Source organism: Lentzea kentuckyensis, assembly GCF_002150765.1.
Classification (GTDB): Bacteria; Actinomycetota; Actinomycetes; order Mycobacteriales; family Pseudonocardiaceae; genus Lentzea; species Lentzea kentuckyensis.
The window spans coordinates 54,697-71,642 of record NZ_MUYM01000046.1 but is presented as its reverse complement, the minus strand read 5'-3'; the positions used below and the strand labels follow the sequence as shown (position 1 = coordinate 71,642).

Genomic DNA, 16,946 nt, shown 5'->3' with positions numbered 1-16,946 from the left:
CCGCGGCGCCGCGGTGAAGCCGAGCTGGGAGACGAACCGGGCCGCGCGCAACATCCGCAGCGGGTCGTCGCCGAACGACTCCTGCGGGGTCGCCGGCGTGTCCAGCACGCCGTCGCGGGCCGCCTGGAGGCCTCCGGTCGGGTCCACGAACTCGCGGGCCGCGATGTCGAACGCCATGGCGTTGACCGTGAAGTCACGGCGGACCAGGTCGCCGCCGATGCTGTCGCCGAAGGTCACCTCGGGATTGCGGGTGACACCGTCGTAGGCGTCCGCACGGAAGGTCGTGATCTCGATGATCTCGCCGTGCTTCGAGGCGCCGACCGTGCCGAACGCGATTCCGGTGTCCCACTGGGCGTCCGACCAACCGGACAAAATGCCCTGGATCTCGGCGGGACGCGCGTCCGTGGTGAAGTCGAAGTCGTTCGTCGGGCGGCCCAGCACGGCGTCGCGCACACTGCCACCTACGAGGTAGAGGCGCTTGCCCTCGGCTGCGAACCGAGCGGCGAGCTCAGCGACGACTGGTGTGATGGCGGGCTCTTCCACCACCGCATTCTGCTGGAGCGATCGAGACACGAGAAACCAGCGTACTTAAGGTTCGTAAGTACGATCGGCCGTATGCCCCAGTCAGCCGCGCGTTCCGGGAGTCCCAAGCCGGGGCGCCGGAAGAAACGCCGGGGCAGGAGGCTCAAGACCGTCGACGAGACGTCGGCGGGTGGCCTGGTGCTCGACGGTGAGCAACGGGCGGCGGTGATCGGCAGACTTGACCGGCGGGGCCGGTTGCTGTGGTCTTTGCCGAAGGGTCACATCGAGGCCGGCGAGACCGCGGAACAGACCGCGGTGCGCGAGGTCGCCGAGGAGACCGGTATTCATAGCAGGGTGCTGCGCCCGTTGGGGTCGATCGACTACTGGTTCGTCGCAGACGACCGCCGGGTGCACAAGACGGTTCACCACTTCCTCCTCGAAGCGCTGGGGGGAGAGCTTTCCGACGAAGACGTGGAGGTCACCGAGGTGGCGTGGGTGCCACTCGGCGAACTGGACGAGCGACTCGCGTATGCCGACGAGCGCCGCCTGGTCCGCCGAGCCGCCGAACTGCTCGCCGACCGCTGCCCAGGCGGGGTGGAGTCGGCGTGAGCCTGAGGAAGCTCGTCTGCACAGCCGCTGTCGCCGCGTTCCTGGTGATCGCCGCGCCGCCTGCGGGCGCCGTGGAGCAGTCACAGCAGGACGGGATCGACGCGCTGCCGTTCACCACACCGACCGAGGTGTGGGCGACCAGATCCCTCTCCGCCCAGCCGGGCCAGCAGACGCCGCAGTTCCTGCGGCTCGACATCGCCCAGCTCACCCCCAGGTTCGTGACCAGCGACTCGCCGGGCACGGTCAAGATCACCGGCAAGATCGTCAACATCGGCGACCGCAAGGTCTCCGACATCGTGCTGCGCCTGGAGCGCGGCGAGTCCCTCGCCACCGAGGACGAGCTGCGCAAGGCGTTGCGGGAGCCCGCGGCGGCCGAGTCGATCCAGCCCAAGTTCACCCAGATCGCCGAGGCGTTGGAGCCGGGCCAGCAGACGGACTTCTCCCTCGAGGTACCGCTGCGGGGGACCGAGCCCACCTCGCTCGAGGTCGAACAGCCGGGCATCTACCCGATCCTCGCCAACGTCAACGGCAAGCCCGACTTCGGCGGCCAGGCCCGGCTCGCGGCGCTGTCCACGCTGCTGCCCGTGCTCGGTGTGCCCGGCGGCGAGACCAAGGGCAGGGCGGGCGCGCCGGCGAAACTCACCGTGCTGTGGCCGATCGTGGACCGGCCGCGGCTGGTCCGGCTCGGCGGTGAGGGGCAGTCGGAGCTGATCGACGACGATCTCGCCACCTCGCTCTCGGTCAACGGCCGCCTGTACGGCGTGCTGCAGGCCTACGAACAGATGGTCTCGTCGATGAGCACGGCCATGTGCCTCGCGATCGACCCGGACCTGCTCCGCACCGTCCAGGCCATGAGCACCGGCTACAAGGTGCGCGGTGGCGCGGACGGCAAGGGCAAGACCGAGGCCAGGTTGTGGCTGGACCGGCTCAAGATCGCCGCCGGCGGCCGCTGCGTCGTCTCGCTGCCGTCCGCCGACGCCGACCTCGTGGCGTTGAACAGGGCGAAGCTCGGCACGATGCGCACACTCGCGGTGACCGACGGCCCCAAGCTCATCCAGGACGTCCTGTCCGTGCAGCCGCTGCCCGACCTGGTCTGGCCGGAGGACGGCGTGCTGGACCAGTCGACGTTCGACGAGCTGGTCACGCCGCAGCCGGACAAGAAGTACCCAGGGATGAAGTCGGTCCTGCTCGACCCGACCGGCCTCACCGACGCGCCGGGCACCGCACCGGTGGGCATCGGCGGCAAGAACCCGGTGACCGCCGTGAAGATCGACTCGATGGTCTCGGACGCGTTGCAGGGCAGTGACTCCCGGCCGCGCACGCTCTCCGGGGTGACCGCGCCGTTCGAGAACCAGCCGGTGTCCGTGCAGAACGCGCTGGCGGTGCTGGTGTTCCGCGCCGGATGGCAGGGCGACGGCCGCAACGTGCTGGTCGCGCCGCCGCGCCGGTGGAACGCCCCGATCTCGGAGATGACCGAGTTCCTGACGGCGGCCCAGAAGCTGCTCGCCGGCGGGTACGCGGCCCAGACCGGGCTCGCGGAGCTCACCAACGCCACCCCCGCGGTGACGAACGCCAAGGTCGCCTACCCGCCGGAGGCCGGCGCGCGGGAGATCTCGGCGATCATCGCGAACTCCGTCACGAACCAGAGCGCCGAGCTGAACGGCCTGGTCGCGGCCATGCAGCAGGAGGACACCCAGCACGCGGCGCCCGCCGACCTGGCCGACCCGCTGTGGCTCGGCCTGCTGCGCGCGATGTCCGGCGCGTGGCGGTCCAACGAGCAGGGCGCCCGGTCCGCGGCCGAGATCAGCCAGGACCAGCTCGACGCGCTGACCGGCATGGTCGCCGTCACCCAGCCGAACAGCCCGATCCTGCTCGGGTCCGGGGACAGCCCGATCCCGGTCACGATCACGAACAAGCTCGACGTCCGGGTGACCGTGCGGATCACGCTCGCCGACACCCCGGGGATCAGGAAGCTCGACCTCGCCGACCAGGTGCTTCCCGCCCGCGGCGAGCGCGTCGTGCGGGTGCCGGTCGAGGTGCTGCGGTCCGGCCGGTTCCCGGTCAACGTCCGGCTGACCACTCCCGAGGGCGTCGCTCTGGGTGACGCTGTCAAGCTGGAGGTGTCGTCGTCCGCCTACGGCACCATCACGGTGATCATCACCGTGATCGCCGGGATCGCGCTCGTCCTGCTTTCCGGGCGGCGCATCTACAAGCGGGTCCGCGCTCGCAACGGCGAGAGCGGCGACGCACCGTCCATCGAGAACGTCACACCGGAGAAGTCGAGCGCGTGAGCGAGACAGCCACGACCACCGAACCAGAGCAGCAGAAGCAGGCACCGTCGGTCGCCAAGGCGAGCGGCTCGATGGCGATCGCGACCATCGTCAGCCGCGTCACCGGCCTGTTGTCGAAGGTGCTGCTGGTCGCGGCACTGGGCATCGGCACTCTCAACGACTCGTACCAGGCGGCCTCCACACTGCCGACGATGATCAACGAGTTGCTTCTCGGCGGCATTCTGACCAGCGTGGCGATCCCGCTGCTGGTCCGCGCGGAGAAGGAGGACGGCGACGGCGGTGAGTCGTACGCCCAATGGCTGATCAGCATGGGCACCGCGATCCTGGCCGTCGGCACGGTGATCGCGGTGGCATGCGCGCCGCTGCTCACCTCGCTGTTCATCGCCGACTCGCCGACCGCGAACCGCGACCTGGTCACGGCGTTCGCCTACCTGGTGCTGCCGGGCATCGTGTTCTACGGCCTGACCGCACTGATCGGCGCAGTGCTCAACGCCAGGCACGTGTTCGGCCTGCCCACCTGGGCACCCGTGCTGAACAACGTGGTCGTGATCCTGGTCCTCGGCATCTACTGGATGCTCCCGGGAGAGATCACGCTCAACCCCGTCTCCATGACCGACAGCCACGTCCTGGTCCTCGGCCTCGGCACCGCGCTCGGTGTCGCCGTACAAGCGTTGGTGCTGTTCCCGGCGCTGCGCAAGACCGGTTTCCGGTTCAAGTGGCGGTTCGGCTGGGACTCGCGGCTCGCCGAGTTCGGCAACCTCGCCTTCTGGGTCCTGCTCTACGTCGGCCTCGGTTTCGCCAGCATGACGGTGCTGACCAAGGTGGCCACCCACGGCGAGGGAGCCCTGGGCGCGTTCAACTACCAGTGGCTGATCGCCCAAGTGCCCTACGGCGTGCTCGGTGTCTCGTTGCTGACCGCGCTGATGCCGAAGATGAGCCGTGCGGCGGCGAACAACGACAACGACGCGATCGTGCGCGACCTGCTGTTCGGCAACCGCATGTCGTCGATCCTGCTGATGCCGTTCAGCGTGCTGATGACTGTCTCCGGCGTGGCGATCGGCATCGCCGCGTTCGGGTTCGGCAAGTCCGGTGTGACGGGCGGCACGGCAGTCGGCCTGGCGCTCGCTCTGTCCGCGTTCGGCCTGGTGCCGTACGCGGTCACGCTGCTGCAGCTGCGGGTCTTCTACGCGATGAAGGACGCACGCACGCCGACGTTGATCCAGGCGCTGATCGTGGTGGTCCGGATCGGTCTTCTGTACTTCTTCCTCGCGGTGTCCCAGCCCGAGCAGCTCGCCGTCGGCGTGTCGCTCGCGATGTCGCTCAGCTTCGTCTTCGGCGCGGTCGTCGGTCAGGTCTGGCTCCGGGTCCGCCTCGGGCGTCTGCGCACCGGCTACACCATCTGGACCGTCTGCCTGACGGTGGTGGCATCCGCTCTGGCCTTCGCGGTCGCCAAGGGCGTGAACCAGCTGCTGCTGGACGTGATCGGGTTCTCCAACCCGGTTGTAGCCGCCTGGGTCGAGGTCGTTGTGGTGACGCTGATCGGTTTGCCGCTCGCGTTCGGCCTTTTGGCGGCGTTCCGGGTACCCGAGATGCAGCCGGCGATCGACAAGATCAACCGTTTGGTGCGGCGGCGGTGACCCCGGCCGGTGAGCGTCGTCCCGTACCCTCGTGCCCGTGAGTAGCGGAGTTCACGCCGCCCTGGTCCCCGGCGGCGTCATCGGCAACGGCCGATACCGGCTGCTCGCGAAATCAGGCGCGGACGCCCGGTCCAACGCCGAGTTGTGGCGTGCGAGGGACGGTCAGCTCAACCGGGACGTGGCGCTGACCGTGCTGCTCGGCGACCTCGCGGACAACGACGCCGCGGCCCGTGCCCGCCGGACGGTCGAACGCGCGATGCACGCGGCGTCGTTCACGCATCCCGGCGTGTCCAGGGTGATCGACGTTCTCACGCCCGGCACCGGCATCCGCCCGGACGAGGGCATCCTCGGCATGGTCATCGCCGAGTGGACCCAGGGCACCGACCTGATGGACCTCATCGCGGAGGGCCCGCTGCCGGCGGGCGCCGCGACCCGCCTGCTCGAACCGCTCGGCGCCGCCATCGAGGGCGCGCACCACGCCGGTCTCGTGCTGGGCGCGGACCACCCGCAGCGCATCCGGGTCACCTCGGACGGCCGTCTGCGCCTCGCGTTCCCTGGTCCGCGACCGGACGCGATCGCGCGCGACGACGTCAAGGGCCTGGGCGCGATCCTGTACCTGCTGCTCACCGGCCGGTGGGCGCTGCCGGGCGGTCCGCAGGGCGTGCCGGTGGCTCCGACCGGGCCCGACGGTTCCGTGGTCGCGCCGAACGCGTTGCACCCGTACCTGCCGCACGACCTTTCGTCCGTCGCGGTGCGTTCGTTGGAAGACACCTCGGTGGGCGGCATCCGCACGTCCGCGGCGATCCTCCAGGTCCTCGACCAGATCGCGGCCGAGGAAGCCCAGACCTCGCTGATCCCGGCCGTGTCGTCGACGAAAGGTGACGACGACGACCAGGTCGTGTGGACGACACAGCGCCCGAGGCAGGACAAGCAGCAGAAGAAGAAGCTGTGGATCAGCGTCGCGGTGCTCGCCGTCGCCACGCTGACCGTGATCGTCTGGCTGAGCGTGCAGATCGTCGGGTTCTTCAGCGACGAGCCGTCCAAGGGCGGCGGCCCGACCGTGGTGATCAACCAGCCGGGGTCGAACGGCCAGTCCGCGCCGGTGCCCACGCCGGCCGGACCGGTGCAGCCGGGCCAGATCGGCGTCTACGACGTCACGAACCAACCGGACAACGCGAACCAGGCGAGCCGGGCGGTCGACAACAACGCGAGCACGTTCTGGCGGACCGACAACTACTTCCAGCAGTTCCCGGCCATGAAGCCGGGCATCGGGCTGATGGCGTCGTTCGCCGAGCCTGTGAAGCTGGCGTCGATCACGATCACCTCGCCCAGCAAGGACACGCACGTCGAGATCCGGGTGGCGTCGTCGCTCGACGCGCCGCTGGAGGAGACCAAGACCATCGGGGTCGCGAACCTGTCGGACGGGCAGACGCAGATCCAGCTCAACGAGCACGAGCCGACCGCGCACGTGCTGATCTGGATCACGCAGCTGACGAACTCCGGCGGGGGCAAGAACCAGACGGAGATCCGCGAGGTCCTCTACACGCGAGCCCAGTGACCCGCACGCGGGGACGCTACGTGCATTCGAAGCGAACGGAAGCTCCCCGCGTGCACTCGCAGCAGGCCTGTTCGGATGATCTGTGATCGTCCTCGCTATCCTCCGTAGTCGTGACCGCCGCAGCCAGCTCGGACGCCGATCTCATCTCGGCCCACGCCGCAGGTGACCCCTACGCGTTCTCGGAGCTGGTGAAACGACACCGCGACCGGATGTGGGCGGTGGCGTTGCGGACGCTGCGTGACCCGGAAGAGGCCGCGGACGCGCTCCAGGAGGCGTTCATCTCGGCTTTCCGGGCGGCGTCGTCGTTCCGCGCGGAGTCACAGGTCACCACCTGGCTTCACCGGATCGTGGTCAACGCGTGCCTCGACCGGATGAGGCGACGACAAACAAGACCGACAGTGCCGTTGCCCGAGGCCGGTCCAGGCGAGCCCGTCGCGCCGCGTGACGCGATGAGCGACCGCGAGACCAGCCTGATGGTGCAGCAGGCGTTGATGGAGCTGCCGGAAGAGCAGCGGGCGCCCATCGTGCTGGTCGACGTCGAGGGGTATTCCGTCGCGGAGACGGCGCGGCTCCTGGGCATCGCCGAAGGCACGGTCAAGAGCCGGTGTGCGCGAGGTCGCGCCAAGCTCGCCAAAGTTCTCGGGCACCTCAGGAACCGAATCGCAGATGCGAACGTCCCAGCTGACGGTGTGAATGTGCAAGAGCAACGTCAGTGGGAGGGTCGATGACCGGCATGGAGCGCGTGCCGATGGGTCCGCCGTGGTCTGTCGACCTCATCGCGGACCTGCACGCGGGCGTGCTGCCCCCTGAGGTCGCCGCACAGCTGCGTCCGAGGGTCGAGGCGGACGCTGAGGCCAGGGAGATCCTGGAGGCCCTGGACGCGACGCTGGCGGACCTGGAGGCGTTGCCCTCGATCCCGATGCCCGACCACGTGGCCGCCCGGATCGACGCGGCGCTGGCCGCCGAGGCCCGTCCGGCCGCGCCCGTCGTGTCGCTGGACGAGGCCCGCAAGCGCCGCAACCGCAGGCTAGGTCTTGGTGGTGGCGTGCTGGTGGCCGCGGCTGCCGCGTTCGGCATCGTGCTGGCCGTTTCCCCAGGCGCGCAGCAGGCGGACACCCCCGGTGACGCCGCGCCCGCACCGACGACGAACTCGAACGCCTCGGCTCCGCTGAGCTTGAAGCGGGACGAGCTGGGCTCCGCGGTCGGCGAAGTGCTCAAGGCGCAGAACTACGGCCCGCTGGAGACGCCCGACCGGTTGGCCGGCTGTCTGCAGGGCGGCGGCATCACCAGTTCGGGCAACCCTCTCGGCATCAGCCCGATCAACCTCGAGGGCAAGGACGCGGTGATGGCGATCCTGCCGGCCGGTCTCGGGAAGTACCGGCTGGTCGTGCTGGACCCGGCCACCTGCGGACCGGACAAGCCGGCGGGCGTTCTCGCGGACACGACCGTGGGCCAGAGGTAGTCGTTCAAGTCACGGAATTAGCTGCACCTACGATCCGTTGAGCCAGTCAGACGACGAGATCGAGGAGTTGCAGAGCCGTGAGCGTGCGCAACGTGATCATCATTGGATCGGGACCGGCGGGTTACACCGCGGCGGTCTACGCGGCACGCGCGCAGCTGGAGCCCCTGGTCTTCGAGGGTTCGCAGTACGGCGGCGCCCTGATGACGACGACCGAGGTCGAGAACTACCCGGGCTTCCGCGACGGCATCATGGGCCCCGAGCTCATGGAGCAGATGCGCGAGCAGGCGACGCGTTTCGGTGCCGAGCTGCGCGCCGAGGACGTGGAGTCCGTCGAGCTGACCGGTGAGATCAAGAAGGTCGTCGCCAACGGCGTCGAGTACGAGGCCCGCGCGGTCATCCTCGCGATGGGCGCGGCGGCCAGGTACCTGAACATCCCCGGCGAGCAGGAGCTGCTCGGCCGCGGTGTGTCGGCCTGTGCGACGTGCGACGGCTTCTTCTTCCGCGACCACGACATCGCGGTGGTCGGCGGCGGCGACACGGCGATGGAGGAGGCGACGTTCCTCACCCGCTTCGCCAAGTCCGTCACGCTGATCCACCGCCGCGAGGAGTTCCGCGCCTCGAAGGTCATGCTCGAGCGCGCCCGCGCCAACGAGAAGATCAAGTGGCAGCTGAACACGCAGGTCACCGACGTGCTGGGCAACGGCACCGTGTCGTCGATCAAGGTGAAGGACACCCAGACCGGCGCGGAGTCCGAGCTGCCCGTCACCGGCTTCTTCCTGGCGATCGGCCACGACCCGCGCTCGGGCCTGGTCAAGGGCCAGGTCGACCTGGACGAGGAGGGCTACGTCGTCACGAAGGGCAAGACCTCCTACACGAACCTGGACGGCGTGTTCGCTGCCGGCGACCTCGTCGACCACGAATACCGCCAGGCCATCACCGCCGCCGGCTCCGGTTGCAGCGCCGCGATCGACGCGGAACGGTGGCTCGCCGAGCACGGCGAGGAGCACGCCGAGATCGCGGCAGAGGCCGTCGGTGGCGGCTACGGCAAGAGCAACTGAAGTTTCTTCGAGTTATAGGAGAGAACATGGCAGGCGCCACCGTCACGGTGACCGACAAGTCGTTCGCGGACGACGTGCTGACCAGCGAGAAGCCCGTGCTGGTCGACTTCTGGGCGACCTGGTGCGGCCCGTGCAAGATGGTTGCGCCGGTGCTGGAGGAGATCGCCGCTGAGCACAGCGAGAAGCTCACCATCGCCAAGGTCGACATCGACGCCAACCCGTCGATCGCCCGCGACTACCAGATCATGTCCGTGCCGACGCTGATCCTGTTCCAGGGCGGCCGTCCGGTGAAGCAGATCGTCGGCGCGAAGCCCAAGGCCGCGCTGCTCAACGACCTGCAGGACGTTCTGGCCTGAGAAAAAAGTTGCATGGGCTAAGAAGTCTTTTGCAACGCGCAACGTGACCCGCCCGTCTATCGATAAGACGAGCGGGTCACGTTCGTTTTGGGTACCGGGAACGTGATCTCGGTACGACTGTGAGTAGCCCTGCATCGATCACTGAGCGCAGCAGGGCACAATGAGGGCTTCCCAACTGACGCGCCGACCAGGTTCGGCGCCATAGTCGAGCGAGGGTGCATGCAGCTGCTCCGCCGCGGGGACGTCGGAAGTGATGTTGCCGAGATCCGGTCGACCCTGACCAGGCTCGGGATGCTTCCGCCGGCCGACCCCCAGGCGCCGCCGGTGTTCGACCAGCAGGTCGAGCACGCCGTGCGCGCGTTCCAGCAGCAGCGGGGGCTGATCATCGATGGCATCGTCGGCCCGGCGACCTACCGCGCGCTGCGCGACGCGACGTTCTCACTCGGCGACCGCCCGCTCGCGTTCCTGATGTCGCAGCCGACCACCGGCGACGACGTGCTGATGCTCCAGGAACGCCTGCTGGAGCTCGGTTACGACGCCGGCCGCGCCAACGGCGTGTTCGGTCAGCAGACCGAGCAGGCCCTGAAGAACTTCCAGCGCGACTACGGCCTGATCGTGGACGGCATGTGCGGCCCGGACACCGTGCGCGCGCTGCGCCAGCTCCAGCCCAAGGTCCGCGGTGGCCGTCCGCAGCTGCTGCGCGAGCAGGAGCGGCTCCGCGGTGCCGGTTCGCGCCTGTCCGGCAAGCGCATCGTCATCGACCCCGGACACGGCGGCCAGGACCGCGGTGTGGTGGTGGACGGCGTCTCCGAGGCCGACCTGATGCTGGACCTCGCCCGCCGGCTGGAAGGCAAGATGGCCGCCACCGGCATGGAGGCGTTGCTCACACGCGGGCCGGACAACTGCCCGGACGAGGCGGAGCGCGCCCGGTTCGCGAACGAGGCCGGCGCCGATCTGATCCTGTCGTTGCACGCCGACGGCAACTCGTCGCCGAACGCGCAGGGCGTGGCGACGTTCCACTACGGCACCGGCAACGGCACGTCGTCCACCGTGGGTGAGGCGCTGGCCGGGTTCATCCAGCGCGAGGTCACCGCCCGCACGTCGATGTCGAACTGCGGTTCGCACCCGAAGACGTGGGACCTGCTGCGGCTCACCCGCTGCACGGCCGTGCGCGTCGAGGTCGGTTACCTGACGAACGCTGAAGACCGCGCACGCCTGGCGACGCCCGGTTTCCGCGACATCGTGGCCGAGGGCATCCTCGTCGCCGTGAAGCGTCTCTACCTGCTCGGCAAGGACGACCAGCCGACGGGCACCTTCACGTTCAACGACCTTCTCCGCTACGAGATGGCCAAGGGCTGACGTTTCAGACGTAACGCGGGGGCCCCACGTTTCCCTGGAGGAAACGTGGGGCCCCCGCGTTACTTGTCAGACGGGACGGAAGCTCGGTTCCGCCGTCGAGACGGTGACGCTGTTGAGGAGACGTTCGAGAGCGGCCTCGACGTCTTCCTTCCACGTGATGGCGCTGCGCAGCTCCAGACGCAACCGGGGCCAGCGCGGGTGCGGCCGCACGGTCTTGAAGCCAACGCTGGTGAGGAACTCCGCCGGCGTGACGCAACTGGGCTCTTCGTCGTCCGGGCGCATGTCGCCGAACGCCTCGATGGCCTTCACGCCACGACGCGTCAGATCCTTCGCCACGGCCTGAACGAGCACGCGCGCGAGTCCTCCCCCTCGGAACTCCGGGAGGACGTCCAGAGACGTCATGAGGACCGCGTCCGGGCTGACCGGGGACGTGGGGAAGGCGGCACTGCGCGGAACGGCGGCCGGAGGTGCGTAGAACACCGAACCTGCGGGAATGCCGTCGCAGTAGATCAGGCGACCGCACGAACCCCATTCGAGCAGGACACTGGAGACCCAGGCTTCCTTCTCGAACTCCGTGTCGCCGTACTCCTCAGCCTGTTCGCGCAGGTGAGGGGCAAGTTCCCAGAAGACGCACGTCCTGCTGTGCTTGGACAGATGTTCCAGGTTGTCCAGCGTGACGCCCACAACGCGTCGCGACACCCCGACCTCCACCCCTTGGCACACACAGTGAACCCATACGAGGGTAGGCGAATGTGACGGAACCCGGAAGGCGCGTGCCCTGAACGGGATGACGGTTACACTCGCTCGGGACAATTCCTGATCAGGAGTCCCACATGACTGTGCCCGGACAGCCCGCCAAGCAGGGCCCCAGAAGCCTTGACCCCCACCTCCGCCGCTACGCAGCGCGCACGGCAGGGATGACGGCATCGGAGATCCGGGCACTTTTCGCAGTCGCGTCCCGCCCAGAGGTCGTATCGCTGGCCGGCGGCATGCCGCACCTGGCCGCTCTGCCGCTGGAATCGCTGTCTGCCGAGATCGGTGATCTGGTCGCCTCGGAAGGCCTGGTGGCGCTGCAGTACGGCTCGGCGCACGGTGTTCCGTTGCTGCGCGAGCAGATCTGCGACGTCATGGCGCTCGAAGGCATCAACGGCCACCCGGACGACGTGGTGGTGACCGTCGGCTCGCAGATGGGCCTCGACATGGTCACCCGGATCTTCTGCGACCCCGGCGACGTGGTGATCGCCGAGGGGCCGTCGTACGTCGGTGCGTTGGGCTCGTTCACCGCGTACCAGGCGCAGGTCGTGCACGTCGCGATGGACGCTGACGGGCTCGTGCCGTCGTTGCTGCGAGAGGCGCTGGAGGCTTGCCGTAGGGCTGGCCAGCGGGTCAAGTTCCTCTACACGATCCCGAACTTCCACAACCCGGCCGGCGTGACGCTGGCGGTGTCGCGGCGGGCCGAGATCCTGGAGATCTGCCGCTCGTACGGCGTGCTGGTCGTGGAGGACAACCCGTACGGGCTGCTCGGGTTCGACGGCCAGACGTACCCGGCGCTGCGGTCCATGGACCCGGACAACGTGGTGTACCTCGGGTCGTTCTCGAAGACCTTCGCCGCCGGCCTGCGGGTCGGCTGGGTGCTGGCGCCGCACGCGGTGCGCGAGAAGCTGGTGCTGGCGGCCGAGTCGGCCACCCTGTGCCCGCCGACGCTGAACCAGATGATCGTGTCGCGGTACCTCTCGACCCAGGACTGGAAGGGTCAGATCAAGACCTACCGCGAGGCGTACCGGGAGCGCCGCGATGCCGCTGTCTCCGCTCTGGAACAGCACATGCCGCAAGGTTCCACGTGGAACATTCCGAACGGCGGCTTCTACGTCTGGGTGACGGTGCCCGAGGGCATCGACACGAAGGCGATGCTGCCCCGAGCCGTGACAGCCCGTGTGGCGTACGCGTCCGGCACCGGGTTCTACGCGGACGGCTTCGGCTCCCGCCAGTTGCGGATCTCGTACTGCTACCCGACCCCTGAGCGCATCCGTGAGGGCGTCCGCCGCCTGGCGAACGTCATCGAGGACGAGATGCAGCTGCACGCGACCTTCGGGGCGACCCCTGGCCGTCAGCTGTCCGGGCCGCAGACCCCGTCGCCCGACACCGCCTGATCTTTGGAGTTTTGCTGTGGCTGACCGCATGGTCGCTGTGCTGTCCGGTGGGCTCTCCCACGAACGTGAGGTCTCGATCCGCTCGGGTCGCCGGTTGTCGGCGGCCCTGCGGTCGGCGGGCGTGACGGTGGAGGAGTGGGACGCCGACGCCTCGTTGCTGACGCGTCTTCGTGATCACCGCCCGGATGCCGTTGTCGTCGCGCTGCACGGCGGTGAGGGCGAGAACGGTTCGGTGCAGGCGATCCTCGAAATGTTCGGGGTGCCGTACGTGGGCACCGACTCGCGGGCGTGCCGCCGGGCGTGGGACAAGCCGACCGCGAAGGCTGAGCTGGCCCGTGCCGGGCTGCTGACGCCGGAGTGGGTCGTCCTGCCGCACGCGACGTTCCGCGAGCTGGGTGCCAAGCCGGTGCTCGACGCGATGGTCTCGACGCTGGGGCTGCCGTTGATGCTGAAGCCGGACCAGGGCGGCTCGGCGCTGGGCGCGCACGTGGTCCGGGACGCTGCCGATCTGCCCGCGGCGATGGTCGGGTGCCTGGCGTACGGCGACACCGTGCTGGCCGAGCAGTTCATCTCCGGGGTGGAGGTGGCTGTGACGGTGGTCGACGGTCCGGACGGCCCGACGGCGCTGCCGGCGGTCGAGATCGTTCCGGAGAGTGGCGTGTACGACTACACGGCTCGGTACACCGCGGGGCTGACCGACTTCCACTCGCCGGCTCGGCTGGACGCGACTGCCGCCAAGGCGGTCGGCGAGCTGGCGGTGGCGGCGCACCGGTTGCTCGGGCTGCGGGACGTCTCGCGGACCGACGCGGTGGTGGCCGAGGACGGCTCCGTCTACTTCCTCGAAGTGAACGTGTCGCCGGGCCTGACCGAGACGTCGCTTCTGCCGATGGCCGTCGAGGCGGCGGGGGAGTCGTTGGGCGAGATTTACGCCGGTTTGATCGAGCGCGCTGTCGCCCGTTGATCTCTGTTCATAGGTGACGCCCCGTATCCTTTTGGATGCGGGGCGTCATCGTCACCGTGACATAAGGCCCGTGGGTGATCCTATAGGCCTACTCCGATGTCCGAATTGTCGTTTCTGGGCTCATCATGCCGATGATGCGTTCAAGATCATCAACTGACCCGAATTCGACGACGATCCGGCCTTTTCGCTGCCCGAGTTCGACCTTCACGCGGGTGTCGAAGTTGTCCGAGAGGCGTTCGGCGAGCTCCTGCAGACCGGGCGCGTGCATCTGCTTGCGCGGTGCGGCCTTCTCTTTTTTGGGCTTCTCGTTCTTGGCGATCGTCACCGCTTCTTCGGTCGCGCGGACCGACATGCCCTCGGCGACGATCCGCGCCGCGAGGTCTTCCTGCGTACCGGCGTCGTCGAGACCGAGCAACGCCCGTGCGTGACCCGCGCTGAGAACACCCGCCGCCACCCGTCGTTGGACGGGGAGGGGGAGCTTCAGCAGCCGGATGGTGTTCGTGACGACGGGGCGGCTGCGGCCGATGCGGTCCGCGAGCTCCTCGTGCGTGACACCGAACTCCTCCAGCAGCTGCTGGTAGGCCGCCGCCTCTTCGAGCGGGTTGAGCTGAACGCGGTGGATGTTCTCCAGCAGCGCGTCGCGCAGCATCACGTCGTCGGCGGTCTGCCGCACGATCGCCGGGATGGTCTTGAGCCCGGCCTGCTGGGTCGCCCGCCACCGGCGTTCGCCCATGACGAGCTCGTAGGTGTCGGCGGTGAGCTCGCGAACCACGATCGGTTGCATGAGCCCGAACTCCTTGATGGAGAACGAGAGCTCGTTGATCGCGTCCGGGTCGAACACCTGGCGCGGCTGCTTGGGGTTGGTCTTGATCGCGGTGACCGGCACCTCCCGGTACACCGCCCCCGCGACCTCACCGGCCGGCTGAGCCTTCGCCGCTGCCCCGTTCCCGTTCCCGGCCGCGGCGGGCCGGATGGTGCTGGGCGCACCAGGCGGAGGGCCCTGCGGGATCAACGCGGCCAGGCCGCGCCCGAGTCCGCCCTTGCGCTGCTCCGTCATGCGCCCTCCTCCTTGGCCCCGCGGATCGCGATCTCCTTCGCGGCGTCGAGGTAGCTCATCGACCCGCGCGAGCCCGGGTCGTACGTCAACACCGTCTGACCGAATCCTGGTGCCTCGGAGACCTTCACGCTGCGCGGAATCACCGTCTTGAGGGCAACGTCGCCGAAGTGGCCACGCACCTCGCTGGTCACCTGGTCCGCGAGCTTCGTGCGGCCGTCGTACATCGTGAGGAGGATCGTCGAGATCGCGAGGTCCGGGTTCAGGTGCTGCTGCACGAGCTCGATGTTGCGCAGCAGCTGGCTCAGCCCCTCCAGCGCGTAGTACTCGCACTGGATCGGGATGAGCACCTCCTGGGCCGCGACCATCGCGTTGACGGTCAGCAGGCCGAGGCTCGGCGGGCAGTCGATGAAGACGTAGTCGGGCTGCAGCTGGTCAAGCGCCTCCGGGCTGAGCGCTTCCTTGAGTCGCGACTCGCGGGCCACCATCGAAACGAGCTCGATCTCGGCGCCGGCGAGGTCGATCGTCGCGGGAACGCAGAACAGGTTCGGCGACGTTGGGCTGACCTGAGCGGCCTCCGCGATGGAGATCTCGCCGATGAGCACCTCGTAGACACTCGGGGTGCCACTGCGGTGCTCGACCGCGAGCGCCGTGCTGGCGTTCCCCTGCGGGTCGAGGTCGATCACGAGCACCTTGAGCCCGTGAATCGCGAGCGCCGCGGCGAGGTTCACCGTGCTCGTCGTCTTGCCCACGCCGCCCTTCTGGTTGGCGACGGTGATCACCCGGCGGCGGGTAGGCCGGGGGAGCAACGACTCGTCGGGGTGCAGCACGCTTGCCGCACGAGCCGCCTCTTCTGCAATCGGGGTCCACACCACGGCGCTGTCATCTCCGTTGTTGGTCGGCTTGGCTTGGGGTTTGGAGGGCTTCGTTTCACGTGGAACATCGGCTGCCTGAAACTCCGGGTACACGCTCACCGATCCCTCCGCGTCTGGCGCTCGACGATCAGCACTGTCGTAGGCACCTCGAGTAGATCCGCTCCCACGACGACGACCCTCGGGTTGGCGCCCCCGGCCTTGAGCACTGAGGTCCCGTCGCGGTCCAACTCTTCCTGCGCGCGCTCGCCCTTGAGCGCGACCATCCGCCCACCGCCCTTGAGCAGAGGCAGGCACCACTTCGCTAGCTTCTCCAGCGGCGCCACGGCCCTCGCCGTGGCCACATCGCAGTTCTTCAGCTGAGCCCTGATCGGCCCCTCCTCCGCACGCCCGCGGAGGACGGTGACGTTGTCGAGACTCAGCCGCTCCTTCACCTCTTCGAGCCACGCGATGCGGCGCGCCATCGGCTCCAGCAGCGTGATCCTCAGGTCCGGTCGCACGATCGCCAGGGGCACGCCCGGCAACCCAGCTCCCGACCCCACGTCCACAACGCGCTCGTTCTGTTGGAACAGCTCCTCGATCACCGCCGAGTTGAGCACGTGCCGTTCCCAAATCTTGTCGACCTCACGAGGACCAATAAGTCCGCGCTCGACGCCATGCTCCGTCAGCAACCTGACGAACTCGGCGGCACGGTCAACGTGCTCACCGAAGACGAGCTTCGCGTTGTCGGGCAACTCCCCGGCCATGTTCTCCGTCCGTGAGCGTTTCACGTGAAACCACGCGGCGGCGACGTTCCGGCGGCCGGTGGAAAAGCTGGCGAATGCCAGGGGACCATCATGACGGATCGACCATGCGCTCCGCCAAATCCTGAGCGCCGTTTCACGTGAAACTTGGGGGAAAGTTGCCTCCGACCATCTACACGGTCACTCATCCGCATCCATCGGCCGGCGCCGGCCTGGTTTTGACGATGGCTCATCCAGCTGGCGGGGTTGTTGTTGGACGAAGGTGCGGGGGCGTCGGCTTGGGGTCGATGTGCTGGTGCCCGCTCAGACTGACG

The 16,946-nt window shown here is 68.6% G+C and carries 16 protein-coding genes; 11 read left to right on the top strand and 5 right to left on the bottom strand.

The features are described 5' to 3' along the window. Positions 1 to 573 (bottom strand): CCA tRNA nucleotidyltransferase (locus tag B0F77_RS22320; protein ID WP_245848539.1); only part of this gene is annotated, 573 nt, incomplete at its 3' end. A gap of 42 nt (positions 574 to 615) precedes the next feature. Between B0F77_RS22320 and B0F77_RS22315 the strand changes: the two genes are divergently transcribed. The 9 genes from B0F77_RS22315 to B0F77_RS22275 all read left to right on the top strand — a co-directional run bounded on the left by B0F77_RS22315 (position 616) and on the right by B0F77_RS22275 (position 10,852). Then, positions 616 to 1,131, top strand: coding sequence for an NUDIX hydrolase (locus tag B0F77_RS22315; RefSeq protein WP_086664895.1), 516 nt, complete (start codon positions 616 to 618; stop codon positions 1,129 to 1,131). Next, positions 1,128 to 3,422, top strand: coding sequence for a DUF6049 family protein (locus B0F77_RS22310; RefSeq protein WP_245848537.1), 2,295 nt, complete (start codon positions 1,128 to 1,130; stop codon positions 3,420 to 3,422). Before B0F77_RS22315 ends, B0F77_RS22310 begins: the two co-directional genes overlap by 4 nt. Beyond that, positions 3,419 to 5,059: a murein biosynthesis integral membrane protein MurJ gene (gene murJ, locus B0F77_RS22305; protein WP_245848535.1), complete on the top strand. Its 1,641-nt coding sequence runs from the start codon at positions 3,419 to 3,421 to the stop codon at positions 5,057 to 5,059. The genes B0F77_RS22310 and murJ overlap by 4 nt, the downstream gene beginning before the upstream one ends. 37 nt (positions 5,060 to 5,096) lie before the next feature. Beyond that, positions 5,097 to 6,617, top strand: a complete 1,521-nt coding sequence (locus B0F77_RS22300; protein WP_086664894.1) for a protein kinase family protein — start codon at positions 5,097 to 5,099, stop codon at positions 6,615 to 6,617. Positions 6,618 to 6,727: 110 nt separating this feature from the next. Further along, positions 6,728 to 7,345, top strand: coding sequence for an RNA polymerase sigma factor SigM (gene sigM, locus B0F77_RS22295; RefSeq protein ID WP_053732050.1), 618 nt, complete (start codon positions 6,728 to 6,730; stop codon positions 7,343 to 7,345). Then, positions 7,342 to 8,079 carry a hypothetical protein gene (locus B0F77_RS22290; RefSeq protein ID WP_086664893.1) on the top strand — a complete coding sequence of 246 codons (738 nt, stop codon included), beginning with the start codon at positions 7,342 to 7,344 and terminating at the stop codon, positions 8,077 to 8,079. Before sigM ends, B0F77_RS22290 begins: the two co-directional genes overlap by 4 nt. A gap of 77 nt (positions 8,080 to 8,156) precedes the next feature. Continuing rightward, positions 8,157 to 9,137: a thioredoxin-disulfide reductase gene (gene trxB / locus B0F77_RS22285; RefSeq protein ID WP_086664892.1), complete on the top strand. Its 981-nt coding sequence runs from the start codon at positions 8,157 to 8,159 to the stop codon at positions 9,135 to 9,137. Between the two features lie 26 nt (positions 9,138 to 9,163). Next, a complete protein-coding gene (trxA, locus tag B0F77_RS22280) occupies positions 9,164 to 9,493 on the top strand; it encodes a thioredoxin (protein WP_086664891.1) in 330 nt (109 codons plus the stop codon). A 219-nt stretch (positions 9,494 to 9,712) separates the two neighbouring features. Continuing rightward, the gene (locus B0F77_RS22275; protein WP_086664890.1) at positions 9,713 to 10,852 is read left to right on the top strand and encodes an N-acetylmuramoyl-L-alanine amidase; all 1,140 of its coding nucleotides are present in this window, start codon (positions 9,713 to 9,715) and stop codon (positions 10,850 to 10,852) included. A 66-nt stretch (positions 10,853 to 10,918) separates the two neighbouring features. On the opposite strand, the gene B0F77_RS22270 is transcribed toward B0F77_RS22275, so the two are convergent. Beyond that, positions 10,919 to 11,551, bottom strand: coding sequence for a GNAT family N-acetyltransferase (locus tag B0F77_RS22270; protein ID WP_086664889.1), 633 nt, complete (start codon positions 11,549 to 11,551; stop codon positions 10,919 to 10,921). A gap of 134 nt (positions 11,552 to 11,685) precedes the next feature. Here B0F77_RS22270 and B0F77_RS22265 point away from each other — a divergent pair, with 134 nt between their 5' ends. Together B0F77_RS22265 and B0F77_RS22260 are read left to right on the top strand one after the other, a co-directional pair. After that, positions 11,686 to 13,002: an aminotransferase-like domain-containing protein gene (locus B0F77_RS22265; protein ID WP_086664888.1), complete on the top strand. Its 1,317-nt coding sequence runs from the start codon at positions 11,686 to 11,688 to the stop codon at positions 13,000 to 13,002. A gap of 16 nt (positions 13,003 to 13,018) precedes the next feature. Next, the gene (locus B0F77_RS22260) at positions 13,019 to 13,963 is read left to right on the top strand and encodes a D-alanine--D-alanine ligase family protein (RefSeq protein ID WP_086664887.1); all 945 of its coding nucleotides are present in this window, start codon (positions 13,019 to 13,021) and stop codon (positions 13,961 to 13,963) included. Between the two features lie 88 nt (positions 13,964 to 14,051). Here the strand turns inward: B0F77_RS22260 and B0F77_RS22255 are convergent, their stop codons facing one another. The 3 genes from B0F77_RS22255 to rsmG form a co-directional block, all read right to left on the bottom strand. Continuing rightward, entirely contained in the window at positions 14,052 to 15,020 is a 969-nt protein-coding gene (locus tag B0F77_RS22255; RefSeq protein WP_086664886.1) for a ParB/RepB/Spo0J family partition protein, read from the bottom strand. Then, the gene (locus tag B0F77_RS22250) at positions 15,017 to 15,892 is read right to left on the bottom strand and encodes a ParA family protein (protein WP_086664885.1); all 876 of its coding nucleotides are present in this window, start codon (positions 15,890 to 15,892) and stop codon (positions 15,017 to 15,019) included. Before B0F77_RS22250 ends, B0F77_RS22255 begins: the two co-directional genes overlap by 4 nt. 95 nt (positions 15,893 to 15,987) lie before the next feature. Then, positions 15,988 to 16,635, bottom strand: coding sequence for a 16S rRNA (guanine(527)-N(7))-methyltransferase RsmG (gene rsmG, locus B0F77_RS22245; protein ID WP_086664884.1), 648 nt, complete (start codon positions 16,633 to 16,635; stop codon positions 15,988 to 15,990). Between the last annotated feature and the right edge of the window lie 311 nt (positions 16,636 to 16,946).